This is a genomic window from Neobacillus sp. GCM10027624 (assembly GCF_042675345.1).
GTDB classification, from domain to species: Bacteria; Bacillota; Bacilli; order Bacillales; family Cytobacillaceae; genus Neobacillus; species Neobacillus cucumis_D.
Genome location: NZ_JBHTHD010000008.1, coordinates 260,606 through 277,463 on the forward strand (window position 1 = coordinate 260,606; position 16,858 = coordinate 277,463).

The 16,858-nt window shown below is 41.1% G+C and carries 14 protein-coding genes; 5 read left to right on the top strand and 9 right to left on the bottom strand.

Going from position 1 to position 16,858, the window contains the following annotated elements; translation table 11 throughout:
- Position 1 precedes the first annotated feature (1 nt).
- From ACFQZ9_RS12475 to ACFQZ9_RS12485, 3 genes are all read right to left on the bottom strand, one after another.
- The gene (locus ACFQZ9_RS12475; RefSeq protein ID WP_498944042.1) at positions 2-916 is read right to left on the bottom strand and encodes a beta/alpha barrel domain-containing protein; all 915 of its coding nucleotides are present in this window, start codon (positions 914-916) and stop codon (positions 2-4) included.
- Between the two features lie 131 nt (positions 917-1,047).
- A complete protein-coding gene (locus ACFQZ9_RS12480; protein WP_498944043.1) occupies positions 1,048-2,709 on the bottom strand; it encodes an FAD-binding protein in 1,662 nt (553 codons plus the stop codon).
- An 11-nt stretch (positions 2,710-2,720) separates the two neighbouring features.
- Positions 2,721-3,173, bottom strand: a complete 453-nt coding sequence (locus ACFQZ9_RS12485; RefSeq protein ID WP_498944044.1) for a NanQ anomerase/TabA/YiaL family protein — start codon at positions 3,171-3,173, stop codon at positions 2,721-2,723.
- Between the two features lie 132 nt (positions 3,174-3,305).
- On the opposite strand from ACFQZ9_RS12485, the gene ACFQZ9_RS12490 reads away from it, so the two are divergent.
- On the top strand, positions 3,306-3,437 hold the full coding sequence (locus tag ACFQZ9_RS12490) for a hypothetical protein (RefSeq protein WP_498944045.1): 132 nt from the start codon (positions 3,306-3,308) through the stop codon (positions 3,435-3,437).
- 229 nt (positions 3,438-3,666) lie between these two features.
- On the opposite strand, the gene dat is transcribed toward ACFQZ9_RS12490, so the two are convergent.
- Positions 3,667-4,506: a D-amino acid aminotransferase gene (dat, locus tag ACFQZ9_RS12495; protein ID WP_498944046.1), complete on the bottom strand. Its 840-nt coding sequence runs from the start codon at positions 4,504-4,506 to the stop codon at positions 3,667-3,669.
- A 114-nt stretch (positions 4,507-4,620) separates the two neighbouring features.
- Here dat and ACFQZ9_RS12500 point away from each other — a divergent pair, with 114 nt between their 5' ends.
- Positions 4,621-5,532 carry a LysR family transcriptional regulator gene (locus tag ACFQZ9_RS12500; protein ID WP_498944047.1) on the top strand — a complete coding sequence of 304 codons (912 nt, stop codon included), beginning with the start codon at positions 4,621-4,623 and terminating at the stop codon, positions 5,530-5,532.
- Between the two features lie 73 nt (positions 5,533-5,605).
- Here the strand turns inward: ACFQZ9_RS12500 and ACFQZ9_RS12505 are convergent, their stop codons facing one another.
- Positions 5,606-6,499 (bottom strand): SH3 domain-containing protein, encoded by an 894-nt coding sequence (locus tag ACFQZ9_RS12505; RefSeq protein WP_498944048.1) that lies wholly within the window; start codon positions 6,497-6,499, stop codon positions 5,606-5,608.
- A 196-nt stretch (positions 6,500-6,695) separates the two neighbouring features.
- Here ACFQZ9_RS12505 and ACFQZ9_RS12510 point away from each other — a divergent pair, with 196 nt between their 5' ends.
- Positions 6,696-7,988, top strand: coding sequence for an ArsR family transcriptional regulator (locus tag ACFQZ9_RS12510; RefSeq protein WP_498944049.1), 1,293 nt, complete (start codon positions 6,696-6,698; stop codon positions 7,986-7,988).
- Between the two features lie 88 nt (positions 7,989-8,076).
- Here ACFQZ9_RS12510 and ACFQZ9_RS12515 read toward each other — a convergent pair whose 3' ends face one another.
- A complete protein-coding gene (locus ACFQZ9_RS12515) occupies positions 8,077-8,820 on the bottom strand; it encodes an IclR family transcriptional regulator (protein WP_498944050.1) in 744 nt (247 codons plus the stop codon).
- Between the two features lie 273 nt (positions 8,821-9,093).
- On the opposite strand from ACFQZ9_RS12515, the gene ACFQZ9_RS12520 reads away from it, so the two are divergent.
- The gene (locus ACFQZ9_RS12520) at positions 9,094-10,506 is read left to right on the top strand and encodes an amino acid permease (RefSeq protein WP_498944051.1); all 1,413 of its coding nucleotides are present in this window, start codon (positions 9,094-9,096) and stop codon (positions 10,504-10,506) included.
- A gap of 21 nt (positions 10,507-10,527) precedes the next feature.
- Positions 10,528-12,201 (top strand): M20/M25/M40 family metallo-hydrolase, encoded by a 1,674-nt coding sequence (locus ACFQZ9_RS12525; RefSeq protein WP_498944052.1) that lies wholly within the window; start codon positions 10,528-10,530, stop codon positions 12,199-12,201.
- A gap of 92 nt (positions 12,202-12,293) precedes the next feature.
- Here ACFQZ9_RS12525 and ACFQZ9_RS12530 read toward each other — a convergent pair whose 3' ends face one another.
- The 3 genes from ACFQZ9_RS12530 to menC all read right to left on the bottom strand — a co-directional run bounded on the left by ACFQZ9_RS12530 (position 12,294) and on the right by menC (position 16,845).
- Positions 12,294-13,769 carry a SulP family inorganic anion transporter gene (locus ACFQZ9_RS12530; RefSeq protein ID WP_498944053.1) on the bottom strand — a complete coding sequence of 492 codons (1,476 nt, stop codon included), beginning with the start codon at positions 13,767-13,769 and terminating at the stop codon, positions 12,294-12,296.
- 578 nt (positions 13,770-14,347) lie between these two features.
- Complete coding sequence (locus tag ACFQZ9_RS12535) at positions 14,348-15,700, bottom strand: M20/M25/M40 family metallo-hydrolase (RefSeq protein ID WP_498944054.1); 1,353 nt, start codon at positions 15,698-15,700, stop codon at positions 14,348-14,350.
- A gap of 32 nt (positions 15,701-15,732) precedes the next feature.
- Positions 15,733-16,845 carry an o-succinylbenzoate synthase gene (menC, locus tag ACFQZ9_RS12540; protein WP_498944055.1) on the bottom strand — a complete coding sequence of 371 codons (1,113 nt, stop codon included), beginning with the start codon at positions 16,843-16,845 and terminating at the stop codon, positions 15,733-15,735.
- Positions 16,846-16,858: the final 13 nt, after the last annotated feature.

The window sequence follows — 16,858 nt, forward strand, 5'->3', positions numbered from 1 at the left end:
TTTAGTTTTTTCCGTATTTAAGAATTGCTTGGTCGATCATCTCTTTAATAGCTGGGATTCTGTTTAAATCCTCTCCGGATACCGGCTCAAATGGTGCTCGAACACTTCCAACATTCACGCCATTTAATTTAAGAACTTCTTTAATGACGGAGTACATGGAACCATTTAAGGAACATAACGCGATAATAATGTCATTGATATCCCGTTGAATGCTTCTTGCTTGTTCAAAGTTTCCAGTTGAAACAAATTGTTCGGCTTTTAAAAACAGCTCTGGCATTGCTGCATAGGTTCCGCCAATTCCGCTATCAGCGCCAATGATTCGTCCGGCCACATATTGTTCGTCAGGTCCGTTAAAGACGATAAAGTCTTCGCCTGCTGCTGCCTTAAATCGTTCAATGTCCATCGCTGGCATTGAAGAGTTTTTTACACCCATTACTTTTTTATTCTCAATTAATTGCTTGAATAGATTCATGGATAGATTGTACCCAGTTGTTTGTGGAATGTTGTAAATAATGAATGGCAGATCCGCTGCATCCATGATGTCCGTCCAATACTTATAGATTGAACTTTCAGGTAGTTTAAAGTAGATCGGTGGAATGGCTGATAATGCGTCATAGCCAAGCTCTTCTGCATATTTCGCTAATTCCACACTGTCTCTTGTGGAAGGTGCCCCAACATGAGCGATTAGCGTCAGCTTCCCTTTTACGGTTTCGGCAACATATTTTAATGTCGCTTTTCTTTCCTCAAGGTTATGGTAAATGCACTCTCCAGAACTTCCGCTTACATAAAGACCTTGAACCCCTTTTTCATAAAGATAGTTACATAGATCCTTTGTCCGGCTCTCTGATATTTCTCCTGCATCGTCGTAGCAAGCATAGAATGCTGGAAAAACACCTTTAAATTTTTGATTTGTCATTTATCTTCGCCACCTGGAAATGAATTTATTGGTACCGTTTACAAAGTAAATATATCACGCTTGAGTAATTCTGTAAATAATTTTCACCAATTTAATTTATTTAGGAAAAAATATTCTCCTATTTTTGAAAATTATGCCCGAAACTCCAGAGTTACTTCCTTGTTTTTTAAGGAAATCCATAATCGTTTTTGAAAGTTTTCGTCCTCATTCGGAAAATCTTCACGATAATGTGCCCCCCTGCTTTCTCTTCTTTCCAACATCGCCTTTAAAAGAATTTCAGAAAGCAGCAAAAAGTTTCTCGCTTTGAATGCACTTTTCCGCTCATTTTCGTTTTGTACATGAAGACTCATATCAAAAGAAGCCTTTAATTCCGTTACCTTTTTTAATGCGGAGGTAAGATTTGTTTCATCTCGGATCACATTTGCCTTAAACCACATCAGTTCCCGGATTTCTTCGATTACTTCATGTGGGGTTTTGGACTGCTCGGATGTCTTTGGAATAGACTCGGATAACTGGTCGATTGCCGCTTGGACATCAAGCGGTTCCAGCTGGCCATTGTTCACATAGTCCAGACAATTCTGGGCGGCTCTTTTTCCAAAAACCATACAGGAACCTGTCGAATTTCCTCCAAGTCGATTGGCTCCTTCAATTCCTCCTGCGAGCTCACCGATTGCATAAAGCCCTGATACAGACGTCCGTCCAAAGCTATCCACCTTGACCCCGCCATTACTAGCATGCGCAAAAGGAGCAATTTTGCAAGCGTCCGTCACAAGATTGATGCCTCTTTCTTTCAGCCAATTGAGATAGATCGTATAGAAATCCTGCTGATCTTCATATATCGCCTCATCAAAGACAAGCTCGAAACCTGCTTCGCTTTTGGTTCGGATAATTTCCTTCATCATCGCGATATCAAAGTATTTAGACGGGAGAGAGTGTGTAAATGGACCATGTGTACTACGGATTTCCAAACATTCTTGCTTGCTGAGGCCCTCAGGAAGAAATTTTTCTAAAATACTGTTCCCTTCTTCATCTACAAAATCTTTACAGTAATTCAGGGTGTGTTCGCCCCATAATGTCTTATATTTTGGTGAGGTGAATCCCGGGATGAATTGAATAAATTCCATGTTTACGAGACTTGCCCCCGCTTCCAGTGCAAGGATATGCCCCGATCCATCGACATCATTTGGGTTTAAGTTATGCTTGTAAATGTTCCCGAAACCTCCAGTAGCCAATATGACCGCCTTACACTGGATTAGGATGAGGTTATTATGGTTGTCCAGTAGGAAGGCACCGGATACCTTGTTGCCGACCTTGATTAACGAAATCACGGCAGATCGTTCGTATATTGAAATATTAGGATAATGTTCGAAAATCGTTTTCACATTTTCACGGATTTGATCCCAATCCCTCAGCATATAAATGGTCCGGCTATGTTCCGCAAAGCAGGCCTTGCGATCATCTGGTAGTTTATAGGGCTCTATCCCGATTTCGGGAAATTCTTGAACCAGGTCCTGGATTTCATCAACATAGATTTGGGCCATTTCTTTGTCATGCATGTGATGGCTGACTGCCTCTATGTCTTGTAAAAATACTTCTTTGTCTTGGTTATCCTTGGTCACCTGTGTTCCCAGGGAGGCTTTCAGCGGATAGAAGCTGGAGCCGGAACAAACCTGGGTTTTGGTCGACATGATAACGGTTTTACCGGCTCTGGCCAGTTCGATGCTCACTTTTAGACCTGCGATGCCGCTTCCTACGACGAGTACATCGGTTGTGATGGTTTCTTGGGGTTTCATGGGCTCTCCCCCTATAATTTTATTTTGAAAACTATTTTTCTGACTTTTTCCGATGTGTCGACCTTGATTCCGGTCATATGTGCATCCTGCGGGAAGAGAATCATGAAGTCCCCTTGTTGCATTGTGGCCGTTGATTTTAGGTTGCCTTCGAGTAGAAAGTAGTCGTCTTGTTCGTCATATGGTTGTTTGATTTCCATTTGGTCAAACGATTCGAAGCCGATTTGTTCTGTTCCTTCCAATATATAATGGACATCTAGATACTTTTTATGTGATTCCCAGAAGCGTTCTTGTGGGTTTTTGGTTTCGTATTCAATGAGATTGAAGAATAGGTTTTCGCCGCCTATTTCATGTGTGCCTGTTTGGAAGTTTGTGAAATTGTTTTGTTGAATATAGTCAATTGCTTGATTGATTCTTTCATGGATACCTTTATAGAAATGAAAATTACGGATGTGATCAACAATCATCCTTATTAGCCCCTTTTTTATGGATTCGTTTTCAAGTTTAGGATAGCATAGGGGGATGTTTTCGTAAATAATTTCCTCTATTTTTTGATTTTTTGGAAAAAATTTTCACCGATGTTGTGGGGGGATTTTGAAGTGGAGGATAAAAGTGCAAAAGCGGAAGGTAAAATTGGAAAAGCGGTGGGTAAAGTTATCGAATCGGAGGGTAAAGTGCTCCTACCGGTTGGTAAACCTTTAAAAGTGGTAGGTAAATGGATTTTCTTGTAGTTGGTTGGTGGGTTTTTAGTCGTTTTATAGATAAAATTTCATTTTTGCTTCAAATAAATGGTTTTAAAATTACCTTTTGAGTAGCTGGAGGTCGAAGTGGAAGGTAAAAGTGCAAAAGAGGTGGGTAAAGTTACCGAACCGGAGGGTAAAGTGCCCAAACCGGTTGGTAAACCTTTGCCTTAGAACATTCGGGCGGTGGCAGCAGCACCACCCTTTGTTCTTCCAGTTCCTAATCAGCCAGAATGAGCTCTCTAAATTTCTTATAAGCTTTCATCGTCCATTCTCCTGGATTTCTGTCACCGATGCTTTTTCCATCCACATTGACAATTGGCAGTATTTCCGACGTTGTACTTGTGATGAATACTTCATCCGCTTGAAGCAGTTCCTCTGGTGTGAATTTCTTCTCGATGAAAGGAATCCCTATAGATTCGGTAATTTTTTTAACGGCTATTCGGGTGATTCCGGATAAGATTTGTTTCGACAGCGGCGTCGTATAGACCGCACCATCCTTGACCATATACACATTCGAGCTTGTTCCCTCTGTTATATATCCATCTCTTACTTGGATCGCTTCAAAGCAGCCAGCTTCATGCGCGGTTTGTTTGGCTAAAATGTTAGGAAGAAGGTTTAAGGATTTAATATAACAATTAGCCCAGCGCTCATCTTCATGAAAAATCGCCTTCACCCCTTTTTCTCTTGCATCCTTTTGGAGGATACTCATCGGCCGAACCGTCATCGTCACCGATACAGGGGCAGTCGGGAATAGATGTTTGCGAACAGCAATCCCTCTGGTTATTTGCAGATACACATCACAGTCCAGCTCATTTGATTTTTGAACCGCTTCTAAAATCAGTGTTTTAAAATCTTCCGCTGATTGTTCCATCGGTAATTTTATTGCCTTTGCACTTTGAATCAGCCGTTGCAGGTGCTCCTCCAGCATGAATGGTTTTCCCTTATACACCCGAATCACTTCATACACACCGTCACCAAATTGATGACCGCGTTCCTCAATTGGAATGACCGGTTCATCCAATTGGACATACTTACCGTTAGCGTAGCCAATGTTCATCTTATTTTCCTCCTACTACATAGATGATATTTTAAGTAAAAGGCAAATGATTGAAAAAATCCAATCAAAGTTTGTCATAATGGTTATAGAATATTTTTATAAGGGGCAACTTGAATGAATATCGAACAAATTGAAGCGTTTATTTTTGTGGCAGTCACAAGGAGTTTTAGCAAGGCGGGCGAAGCGTTATTTACCACACAGCCGACAGTCAGCGCACGGATTAAGGCCCTGGAAAATTCGCTTAACTGTCAATTATTTTACCGAACTGGCAATACCGTCAATTTGACAAAAGAAGGGAGTACGTTCCTCCCCTATGCAAAAGATATCCTTCACAGCCTAAAAGACGGCCAATATGCGATTCAGCGGGAGCAACTGAAATTAGTGGGGGAAATTGAGATTTCGGCTGTTTTTGTGGCTGCCTTTCATTTTCTTCCGGATTTAATGAAAGAATTCCATCATGAATTCCCTCAAGTGAAAGTCAACCTGTATACCGGCCATTCCACTCAAGTTTTAGACATGGTGTTAAATCATCAAGTGACATTTGGGATTGCACGGGCTGTTAACCATCCAAGAATTGAAAGTATTCATTTGTTCCATGATGAAATGATCCTGGCCATTTATCCTGAACATCCTTTTGGAACAAGAGAAGTGGTAACTATGGAGGAGCTGGCTAGCGAAAAATTCATTTTGTATAATCGAAACTCTATTGATTGGACCTTGATTCATAATGCCTTTGACCATCTCCAACTCCAGAAGAATGTCATTATGGAAACAGATAATATCGAAGTCGTAAATAGAATGGTAAAACAAAAAATCGGAATCGCCATTCTGCCAAAGTCAGCAATTGGAGAAGAGCTAGAGAACGGTACTCTAATTGAAGTAAAAGTAGCTGACCTTCCCTATATTCAAAGAGATTATGAATTAATTTATCTAAAAGACAGAAGCTTTGACCGCATCTCGGAGAGTTTTCTTGATTTTCTGGTGCAGAGGAAGGAATCTATAGATTCGACAAAATTCGGGTGGTGACAGGCACCACCCGAATTTTGTCGATTAAAAAAACTGACAATAAAGTGGAATTTATCATCAGTTCCTATCGAGTTTATTTATATACCGAACTCGGTATTTTAACCGTTGGGAACCCTACCGCAATTGGGCCAACCTCGTATTCTTGGAAGACCAATTTAATCCCGCCATCAGTATAGTAAAATTGAGTATCTTTATCAATAACAACATCACTAAGCTTGGTTATAGTGAAAATCTCCGGGTGCTTCAGCATGTAGTTATAGGCGTATTTTTGTACCTTGCTGATTTTGGTCTTTGAAGTCAGGATATTCATAAGCTTGATTTGTTTTCCGCTGCTGACAACAAAGTTGTAGGAAGTTGCGGTTTCTGATCCATGTGCGCCACCTAGATACAAAGAATCATAGAGAATAATACTTAAGTGCTTTCCATCATTGTATTTCACACTATAGAAGGTGGAATAATCGTAGTCACACGCGTAAGAATATTCACTACACCATTCCGGTTCATCTTGTTTTACCTGCTTTTCATCAGCCAGCATCTTGAGATAATTCTGATATGCATCCTTCGCATAGCCTAATAGGGCCTGGTTAATCTTCTTTTCAGCTGTTTTGCTTTTCAAGCCCTTTACCTGTGGGTAAGGCAGCTTACTTTTACCTTTATAGTGATACTTTTTTACCGTTACTCCAAATTTAAGATATTTGGTTGCAACATAGGCTTTTTTCTCTTTATAGCGGATTTGAGACCAACTTGATTTTTGGGCATAAACCGTTACCTTTGTGCCCTTTTTCAGGGATCCAACCTTTTTATACTGGGTTCCTGCCCCGCTTCTCACATTTAATTTATCCACTGCCACAGTAGCTGTTTTCGTGGTAGCCGCTTTCACTGGTGCATTGCTTAAAACAAACGTGGAAACCATCGACAAGACGACTGCTAAAACCAATGAAAGCTTCATTGTCTTTAATGCCTTCATTCCTTTTTCCCCCTTTTCACTTTTCACAACAATCCAAATTTTAACAGAACCGTTATAAAATTTAAATTAGAAAGTATTCGACAAAAATCGGGTGGTGACAGGCACCACCCGATTTTTGTCGAACCATTCCACCACCCCCCAACACATCTGCTATAATGGATTTAAAATGTGATTGTGCGGGAATGAGGTGAGTTACGTGAAGATTCGTTTAGGTCTGTTAGGGGTAGCGGATTCGTTGGAGATTATTCAGTCTGTGACGCGTGAGTATTCGGAGTTTATTTGTACGCCGATTGAGGTGTTGACGGAGGAGGATTTAGATGAGAAGGTAGCTCCTCTGATCAATGAAATGGATATGTGGTTATGTACGGGGCCGATTACCTATGAAATCGTTCAGGACTGGGACAAGATTGATGCCCCTGTTTTTCACGTCGGCTACAATGGATCCACTCTTTACAAAACCGTGCTACGGGTATTATATGAACAAAAAATTGCTGTCGATGAAATCAGTTTTGACTCGTGCGATGCCCCCACCTGGGAAAATGCCTTAGAGGAGGCCGGGATTTCCACCGAGCTAAAATATGTAGAATCCGAGATGATTTCGCTTGAGGGATTAATTCACTATCATTATGAACTTTGGAAAAGCGGCAAAACGAAAGCAGCCATTACCGGACACCCGATTCACCATGAACTGCAGCGTCTTGGCGTTCCTGCCTATCGAAGCCTTCCATCTACCATGGCGGCTGAGGCGGTGCTGACCCAAATCCTCCGCACCTATGAAATGCTGCATTATAAATCAACCCAGATTGCTGTCCAGATCATCGAAATCGACTCTTTTTTAGATTTGAAAAAAGATAATTTTTCGACCGACGAGCTGTTTCGCATTGAGCTCAAATACATGGAGACGCTGCTCGCCTACACAAAAAAAGTTCATGGATCGGTGAAACCTTCGGGACTTGGCCGTTATGTTATTTTTACCACAAGAGGTTTATTACAGGATATCACCAGTAACTTTAGTCAGATCCCCGATATGGAAGATTTTGAACAGATCAGCAAAGAGGCTGTTACCTGTGGGATTGGGATTGGCCAGACGGTCTATGATGCGGAAATTAATGCAGGAAACGCGTTGTTGCACGCGAAAGAAGCTGGAAAAGGCTCGTGGATGGTTTGTTTTGATGATAAAACGATTGCCGGACCGCTAGGAAAGCCCGAGCAGTTGACCTATTCCTATGCTTCCGAACAATTGGAATCGCTCAGCCAAGAAACTTCGCTGAGTGTTATGACCTTGAATAAACTGAAATCCTCTTTGAAAAAATTAGCGAGTGATGAGCTGAACGCCAATGAGCTTGCTAAATATATGCAGATCCCGGCAAGGAGTGCTCGGAGGATTTTAACGACGCTTGAAGAAAAAGGGTTTGCTGAGGTGGTGGCTGAGGAAAAGCCGCATACACGCGGGAGGCCGCGGAAGATTTATAAGATTGCACCATTTTAATCATCTATATAAATAAAAGCGACTGTTTTATACTGTCACTTTTTCAAAATAAAACCCTCGTTAACTTCTGTAAGAGTAAACGAGGGTTTTATTTTGCCGTTTTACCAATCCGTATTGAGGCTTGATTGGCAGCGTTAGTTACCCTTTCGATTAAAAAAGATAACCGCTCATCCGGAATCTGGCTGCTTAGTAAATTTATATACAATGAACCCATTACTTTATTGTCAAAACCGATGACTGGAGCGGCAATGGATGCCGTACCTTCCGTTTTTTCACTGTAACTTATAGCGTAACCATTTGTTTTAATTTCACGCAGCTGCATTAGCAGTTTCCCACGATCCTGCTCAGATGGTATTAATTGATGCGTAATCTGGTCGACCTTTTCATTATCCATAAAGGCAAGCATTGATTTATTGGCAGCACCAATATGTAAAGGAATCCGTTCGCCCAAGTTATCTATGATTCGTACATTTGAAGGACTATCGACTCTTTCGATGATAATCGCAAAGTTTCCGTTAGGTATACTGAAATATACGCTCTCCTTGACCTCTTGTGCCAATTGTTCCATGATTGGGCGTGTCGCCTCTCTGAAATCAATATTTTCGAGGGAACGAAGGCCGATTTCCATCCACGTATATCCTACCTTATACCGCTTCGTTTCAGGGATTTGTGATACCAAGCCATGACTCATTAAGGTGCTGATAATCCTATGTACAGAACCTACAGGCAGATTCATTTCTTTTGCAATTTCAGAAATGGCCCACGAACTTTTACTGTCATCTGAGATAAGGATATTTATAATGCTCATTGCCCGATCAATTGATTGAATCATCGTCCTCCCCATCTCCTTAAAACCTTCAATACTGTCCATTCTACATGACCAGAGAAATGATGTAAATATCGATTAAACTGAAACTTTTAAATAGTATGTATTGACAAGAAAATAAAAATAATTTTAAATATAAATAGACTTTTATCGCATTACGAAAACGTTTTTCGTAATGCGAAAACATTTAAGGAGTTGATTTTTTTATTATTCATTTGTAAGCGTTGTCTATAATTCTGCATTTTACTAGATTCGAAGAATGGAAAGTGAGGATAACTTATGACGCAAAAAAACGAAACAAACACTGAGCTGCAGAGGACGATGAAGGGCAGGCATCTTTTCATGATCGCACTCGGCGGTGTTATTGGTACAGGACTCTTTAACGGTTCAGGCTTAATTATTAGTAAAGCTGGACCAGGTGGGTCCATTCTCGCCTTTTTAGTTGGTGGACTTCTTATGTATCTCGTAATGCTTTGTCTTGGGGAATTAGCTGTGGCCATGCCGGTTTCAGGGTCATTCCAAGTATACGCTTCAAAATTTATTGGCCCGTCTACCGGATTTACCATTGGCTGGCTCTATTGGTTAAGCTGGGCGAATACAGCCGGCTTAGAATTTACAACAGCAGGAATCACCATGCAGCGGTGGTTTCCAGATATCCCTGTTTGGGTTTGGTGCATCGTATTTGGAGTTGTGATCTTTATGCTGAACGCAATCTCTGCACGAAGTTATGCGGAAACAGAGTTTTGGTTTTCGAGTATTAAAGTAACGGCTATTCTTGCCTTTATTATCCTAGGAGGTGCCGCAGTATTTGGTATCATTCCGTTAACAGGACATGAGGCTGCTCCTTTTCTCACGAATTTCACAAGTCATGGTGGTCTTTTCCCTAACGGCTTCGCAGCCATTCTATTAACAATGGTTACGGTAAACTACTCTTTTCAAGGGACAGAACTTGTCGGCATTGCCGCAGGGGAAAGTGAAGATCCGGGGAAAACACTGCCCAAATCCATTCGTAATATTATTTGGCGGACCATTATCTTCTTCGTTTTAGCGATTGCGATTATTAATGCCTTTATTCCATGGAATCAAGCGGGATTATCGGAAAGTCCATTTGTTTCTGTATTTGATAGAATCGGGATTCCTTATGCAGCAGATATTATGAATTTCGTTATTCTTACCGCTGTGCTTTCGGTAGCAAACTCAGGTACCTACGCTGCATCACGGATCGCTTGGTCTTTATCAAATGAAGGGATGGCACCTTCCTTCTTGAAAAAATTATCAAAACGGGGAATCCCATTTCGGGCTTTAATCATGACCTTAAGTGTTTCAGCCCTATCTCTTTTAACTAGTGTTTTTGCGGCGGAAACGGTGTATGTGTGGTTAATTTCCATTTCTGGCGTTATTACTATTTTTGTATGGATGTCGATTTGCTTATCCCAGCTTCTCTTCCGCAAACAATACATAAAAGACGGTGGAAAGCTGGAAGACTTGAAGTTTAGAACACCGCTTTATCCAATTGTTCCGATACTCGGATTTGGATTATACGGATTCATTCTTGTATCCTTACTCTTCATTCCAGATCAACGACTCGGAATTTATTGCAGCATACCGTTCATTATTTTTTGCTATCTGTATTTCCATTTTGTGATTAAAAAGAAACAAAAATCAGACGCTGTAAAGGAAAAGGTTTCCTAAGCATCAGGAGGGATTGAAATCATGTATAACGAACTAAAAGAACAAACCTTGGCTGAACAAGTAGAAACGATTACAAGAAAACTCGTTAGTATTCCTAGCGTCAATGGAACAGATGGTGAAGCGAATGTGGCCGACTTTATTAAACAAACCCTTCAAACATTCCCTTACTTTACACAGCACCCATTGAACGTGTGGGAACAGCCAATACCTGGAGATCCGTTTGGCCGGAAAAATATTTTCGCCTTGATTTACGGTAAATCTGCATCACAAAAAACAATTATTTTCCATTCTCATATGGATACAGTCGGAATCGAAGACTTTGGTTCTTTAAAGAGTGATGCGTTAAATCCCGATGCCTTGCAGGCATTTTTCTCAACCTATGCGTTTGATCAAGAGGTGCAGCAGGATGCCCTCTCTGGTGAATGGATGTTTGGGAGAGGCGCTGTAGACATGCAAAGCGGGATTGCTGTTCATCTTGCAAATGTGCTATATTTCAGTGAACATTTAGATGAGCTTCCGGGAAACATTCTTCTCATGCTCAATCCAGATGAAGAAAGCCAGCATGTTGGCGTACAATCGGCAATTTCTGAGTTGAAACGCTTGAGTCAACAGGAAAAGCTGGATTTTGTTGCGGCGATTAACGATGATTTCATTACTCCATTATATGACGGGGATCGCACTCGTTATATTTATACAGGGGCAGCAGGAAAGTTACTTCCATGTTTTTATATTTATGGTCGGGAAGTTCATGTCGGGGATACATTAACAGGGATTGACCCAAATGTGATCGCCTCCGAACTAACCAGACGGATTCATAATAATCTCGATTTAGCCGAAAACATTGAAGGAGAATTATGCCTGCCGCCAACTTGTTTATATCAAAGGGACACAAAAGAAATCTACAATGTACAGACGGCCAAAAGCAGCTATTTGTATTTTAATTATTTTATCTATGAGCGAACCGCAAAAGAAGTGATGGATCAGTTACAGGAAATCGCCATTGATGCCTGCTCTGAAGTCGAACATTCCTCATATACGCGTTACCAAACATTTTTAAAACAAACCGGATTGCCGCCAAAGCCGCTTTTGTGGAATATTGAAGTGACAAACTTAGCGGATTATATAGATGATCTTGAAAGAAAAGGAATACAAACGGCCTCACATACGCAAATGGTGATTGAAGAAAATAAAGGATTAGAACTGCGGATGCTTTGCTTTAAAGTAGTCGAAGCTTTACAACAACTAGATCCCGATAAGAAACCAAGAGTCATTCTGTTCTTTGCACCGCCTTACTTACCGCATAATTATTTAAAGGATGATCAGGCTCGTGATCGAACATTGCTACAGGTGGTTGAAAAGGTTGTCGCAGAAATGGAAACAGAAACAGAAGAAATCTTTGCTGTTAAAAAGTTCTTCCCTTATTTAGCCGACGGAAGCTTCCTATCCTTACATGAAACTGATGAAGAGATTCTTTCATTAATTGATAATATTCCTGAATGGGACTCAATCGGAATTACACCTTTTAAGGATATTCGAGAGTTAAATATTGCTTCTATAAATATGGGTGTCTATGGCAAAGACGGCCACCAATGGACCGAACGCGTTTATAAACCCTATACGTTTCACGTTCTCCCAAAGCTGATTCGAAAAACTACGATTCAACTATTAACCAATAAAGTTGTTACCCTTAAATAAGGAACAATAATAAGGCACCACCCGAAAAAATTAGCGAAAAAAAGGGGCTCCCAAAGGTCAGTTAACTGACTTTTTGGACGCCCCCTTCTTCCCTATTGATTCGAAACCTTCATAAAACTTTCGGAAGCCTTATGCACAGTTAGTTTATCTAACAACCTCGTACTTTCAACATTTAACCCTTTAAGATTCACTCGTACCCCATTTTGCTGATACTTAAGAACAATCTTATCAATCGCACCAATGGCGGAATCGTCCCAAAGATGGGCATTGGATAAATCCATCTCTACTTCCGCAACATCCTCTTTAAAATCAAAGTGCTGGACAAAATCATTCACGGATGCAAAGAAAATCTGTCCTGATACGAGATAAGTCTTTTTCTTTGTCCCGTTTGAGATTGCTTTTACCTCCACTTTTGAAATCTTCGAGGCAAAGAAAACCGCGCTCAGAATGACACCTACTCCAACACCGATGGATAAATTATTGGTTGCAACAACCGTAACAACCGTGACAATCATAACAATCGCATCAGATTTAGGTGTGATCGGCAATTTCCTTAAGCTGGACCAATCAAAAGTTCCAATACAAACCATAAACATGACCGCTACCAAGGCAGCCATTGGAATTTTTACAAGAACATTATTTAAAATAACAATCAGAACCATTAAAAATACTGCCGCAACAAAGGTTGAGAGCCTTCCCCGGCCACCTGATTTGACATTGATTCCGGATTGACCGATCATGGCACATCCAGCCATACCGCCAAACATTCCAGATACGATATTAGCAATCCCCTGTCCACGGGCTTCTTTATTCTTATCACTCGTCGTATCGGTCAAATCATCGACAATTTGCGCTGTTAATAGCGACTCAATCAATCCAACCACCGCAATTCCAAGTGAGTAAGGAAAGATGATTTTGAATGTCTCCAACGTAAAAGGAACATGTGGCAGAAGAAAAGTAGGCAGCGATTGTTTCAGGGTCCCTAAATCACCAACCGTCTTTACATGTGCTCCTGTTAACACCGCAATAATGGTAATCATGATGATGGATACAAGTGGTGAAGGCACAGCTTTTGTTATTCGCGGGAATAGATAAATGATGGCTAGCCCGCCTGCAACCATTACGTACATCACCCATGATTGACCCTTAAAATGGGTTAACTGAGCCATAAAAATTAAAATGGCCAGTGCATTCACAAAGCCCACCATAACGGAACGAGGAATAAATTTCATTAACCGTGCGATATTCAAGGAACCAAAGATGATTTGAATGATTCCTGTTAGAATGGTGGCAGCTAATAAATACTGCAATCCATGACCTTTCACTAAGCCGCCCATTAACAAGGCTGTAGCTCCAGTGGCAGCAGAAATCATCGCAGGTCTGCCGCCAACAAAAGCAATCACAAGAGCAATACAAAAAGATGCATATAAACCAACCATTGGATTGACACCCGCAATAATGGAAAAGGCAATGGCTTCTGGAATTAATGCTAACGCGACGACAGTGCCTGAAAGAATATCCCCCTTGATATTCCCGAACCATTCATATTTAATTGTTTGTAATTTCAATTATGAAACACCTCATTTATTTTTGTTATTTTGACTTTCAACTCTCATGAAAGTCGGGTCCGTTGTAAGCAAATGAAGTATAACTGAAAATGACAATTTTGTGAAACTTCAAGTAAGCGTAATCACCCTAAAACTCCTCTTATATACTTCTTTTTTCTCCTATTAGCATGAGGTTTTTAGAAAAATAATTTTGGGTTATTTTTTGCATGGAAGAATAATGGGTGAATGTCCAGACCTTCTTGAAGAATTCTTCTGATTGGATTTGCCGAGGAAAAGCCGCATACACGGGGGTGGCGGCGGAACATTTATAAGATTTCCCAACTTTAAAATGGGCAGCTCTTTTTCACTTTTTAGTGCATGATTTTCGTAATCACGTGGAAAATCCCACGTATCAACCATAATAAGATTTGCCCCATCACCTCAATAACATCAATAAGCTCCAGCACCCAGTCCCATTTTTTCTTTTTCGCTTCTTCTTCATTCTCATTGCTTACTCTCGATAAAATTAAGGTTTGTTTTCATTCTACAATAAAACCCGCTCCTCCTTTTTTATCGGAAAAGCGGGGTTAAATAATCAATCATTTCTCAGAAAACTTGTGAATCACATGGCAAGTGCTCTTAATTCCATTAAAAAAATTCTCTACTTTGATATTTTCATTAGGAGAATGATTCCCCTGATCAAAATTTGCATAAGGAGCATTGATGGACGGCAAGCCCAATATCTTCGTCCAGATATAATCTGGCAAGCTGCCTCCAAGGCTTGGCTGAATAACCGGTTTCCGGCCCGTTGAGGCTTCTACAGCCTCCGCCACCAAGCGTACACATTCCAAATCGGGGGACGTTCTGGATGACGGAACTGAATACAACTGTTCACTAAGCTGAATGTCAGGCGCATGTTTGCTGATATGCTGTTGAATACACTGATAAATGTAATCAGGGTCCTGATCGGGAACCAGGCGAATGTCAATTTTTACAGTAGCTGTCGATGGGATGATGGTTTTCACCCCTGGCCCTGTATACCCGCTATAAAACCCGCAAATGTTGAAGGTCGGCTCGAACATGAGTTTTTGCTGATATGTCTCACTATCCATTTCCAGGTCAGGATAGCCGATTTTTTCCTTTACCTCGTTTAAATCATAAGGAATTTCCCTCATGATCTTTTTGTCTATTTCAGAAGGCGGCAAAATTCGGTCATAGAATCCCTCAATCAATACTTTACCCTGTTCATTGCGCATCGTTTTGAGCAAATCGATTAATTTCCAAGCGGGATTTGGCACAATATTGCCCTTATTCCCCGAATGATTGTCCCATTCTGCTCCTTTTGCGGTCATCTCCACATATAGCATCCCTCTAACGCCAAGCAAAATGGATTGTGCCCCGCTTTCATGGGAGGAACCGTCCGCGGTATAAACGAGATCGGCCTTCAACAACTCCTTGTGCTCCTCCACAAATAAGGGAAGATTGGGACTACCCATTTCTTCCTCCCCTTCAATGATAAATTTTACATTAATCGGAAGATGCCCATAAACGTCTATGTATGACCGGATCGCCAACAAATGGGCCATAAACTGACCTTTGTTATCCCCAGCACCGCGGGCATAGATTCTCCCCTCCCTGATGGTTGGTTCGAACGGATCGGAAAGCCACTTTTCCAGTGGTTCGGGAGGCTGGACATCATAATGGCCATAAATGAGAAGTGTAAAAGTGTTTTCGGGCCTACTAATTTCACCATAGACGATAGGAAGTCCTCTCGTTTGATAAATCTCGGACTGGATTCCACATTCGGTAAACATCTCCTGAACCAAATGGGCACATTCCCTGATCCCGACATTTTGAGCGCTGATGCTTTTTTGCCGCAATATCAAAAATAACTTTTCTAAGTACTCTTCTTTTCTTTCAGCGATTAACTCTTCCACTCTCGTTAAGCTCATGATCTTTTCTCCCCAGATATGTTTTTGATTGTTTATCTTTTGAATTCTTTTATATCGTAAGTAAAGCGGTCCAACAATTTAGGAACAGGCTTAAATCCAATGCCTGCCCTCTCCGGAACTTGAATCATTGAGTCCTGATTGATTTTGACTTGAGGGGCAACAAAATCTTCAGTATAATAGCGGTCGGAAGCAGGGATATCCCCAGGAAATTGGTAGTTAGGCAACGTAGCGATAGCGATGTTGTGAGCCTTTCCAATCCCCGTATCCACCATGCCTCCACACCAAACAGGGATGTCATGAGAAGCACAAAGATCATGAATCATCTTGGCCTCGGTTAACCCGCCGACCCGGGCCACTTTAATGTTAATCGTCTTTGTGCTCCCAAGCTCGATTGCTTTTCTCGCATCTTCCACTGAATGAATGCTCTCATCTAGACAGATTCTTGTTTTCATAACGGACTGCAGTTTTGCATGATCTACAATATCATCATGGGCTAGCGGCTGTTCAATTAAGAGCATATTTAAGTGGTCCATTTCTTTAAATAATTCCAGGTCATCTAATGTGTAGGCGGAATTCGCATCAGCCTGAAGCATGATATTGCCAAACCTTTCCCGAACCGCCTCTAAATATTGAAGATCCTTACCCGGTTTTATTTTGATTTTTATTCGGCGGTAGCCTTCTTCCATGTGTCTCTCCACCACCCTTAGCAAATCATCCGAAGTCTTTTGGATTCCTATGCTTACCCCGGTCTCAATTTGTTCCCTTGTTCCGCCTAACACCTTGTGCAAAGGGAGATTCTTTTCTTTGGCATATAGATCCCAGACGGCACAATCCAGAGCCGACTTGGCCATTTTGTTTCGGCGGATGTGGCTAAACAGCGAATAGAGCTCTTCAGGGTGTGCAATTTCATCTTTACTGTAGACCAATGGGATGAGAAATTTCTCCAAGATATGCCACGCTGTAGCATTTGTCTCCTCACTATAATAAGGAAATGGCATGGCTGAACAATCCCCATATCCGACAAAATCCTTCGTATGAACCTCTGCTAAAATAAAGTCTCTTTCCGTCAATACACCGAAGCTCACTTCAAAAGGGGTCTTCAAAGCCATTTTCATTTTTCGCAGGACAATTTTTTCGATTTTCATTTTATACTCCTCC